The organism is Mixta mediterraneensis (assembly GCF_014946725.1).
In the GTDB taxonomy this organism is placed as follows: Bacteria; Pseudomonadota; Gammaproteobacteria; order Enterobacterales; family Enterobacteriaceae; genus Pantoea; species Pantoea mediterraneensis.
Genome location: NZ_JACFXY010000034.1, coordinates 1 through 808, shown reverse-complemented (window position 1 = coordinate 808; position 808 = coordinate 1). Strand labels below are relative to the sequence as shown.

The window sequence follows — 808 nt, the reverse complement described above, 5'->3', positions numbered from 1 at the left end:
AGTGCTTTTGCCGTTACGCACCACGCCTTCAGTAGCGGAGCAGGAAGGACATCTGATGGAAATGGAAGCCACGCAAGCACCTCAAAATCACCATCATACACTAAATCAGTAAGTTGGGAGCATTACCAATCGTTTTAAAACTATCAAAGAGCAGGTTGGGCACAAGGGCTATGCTGTTGGTTTCGAAGGGCTTATAGATTATATAAACAACCTTTTGCCGACCAATGAAGTTATCGGTAAAGCTTTTAGAAGTGAAGTCCGCATGTATCCTGAATTGTCAATTCGAGAGCTGGTGGCCAATGCCCTCATTCATCAGGACTTCAACATTAGCGGCACTAGCCCCATGCTTGAGCTATTTGATGGCCGCATGGAAATATGTAACCCCGGCCTACCATTGGTAGACATTGACCGTCTATTAGATTCTCCTCCTCGCAGCCGAAACGAAGGCATCGCTTCTCTTATGCGTAGAATGAAGATCTGTGAGGAAAGAGGAAGCGGTATTGATAAAGTTGTAATCGAAACTGAAATTTACCAGTTGCCGGCGCCTCACTTTGAAGTCTATCAAGACCATACAAAGGTCACATTGTTCGCCCACAGAGATTTCAAGGATATGGATAGCGAGGAAAAGGTACGTGAATCGCCACGGATAATCTAGACACTTCCGAGCCGTTGATAATATTATTTTTCATATTCCGTCGGTGGCATCTGATCACTCGAACCATGCCGACGCTTACTGTTATAAAACATTTCGATGTAATCAAAAATATCGCTGCGTGCTTCTTCCCGTGTTCCGTAGATCTTTTTCTTT

Annotated in this window: 3 protein-coding genes; 1 reads left to right on the top strand and 2 read right to left on the bottom strand. The window is 44.4% G+C overall.

Translation table 11 applies throughout. The features are described 5' to 3' along the window. A partial coding sequence (locus tag H2P46_RS22790) for an IS1 family transposase (RefSeq protein ID WP_044061500.1) occupies positions 1–72 on the bottom strand: 72 nt, incomplete at its 3' end. A 142-nt stretch (positions 73–214) separates the two neighbouring features. Between H2P46_RS22790 and H2P46_RS22785 the strand changes: the two genes are divergently transcribed. Continuing rightward, positions 215–655 (top strand): ATP-binding protein, encoded by a 441-nt coding sequence (locus H2P46_RS22785; RefSeq protein ID WP_238939090.1) that lies wholly within the window; start codon positions 215–217, stop codon positions 653–655. A 23-nt stretch (positions 656–678) separates the two neighbouring features. Here the strand turns inward: H2P46_RS22785 and H2P46_RS22780 are convergent. After that, on the bottom strand, positions 679–808 hold a 130-nt coding region (locus H2P46_RS22780), incomplete at its 5' end, for an IS3 family transposase (RefSeq protein ID WP_193407014.1).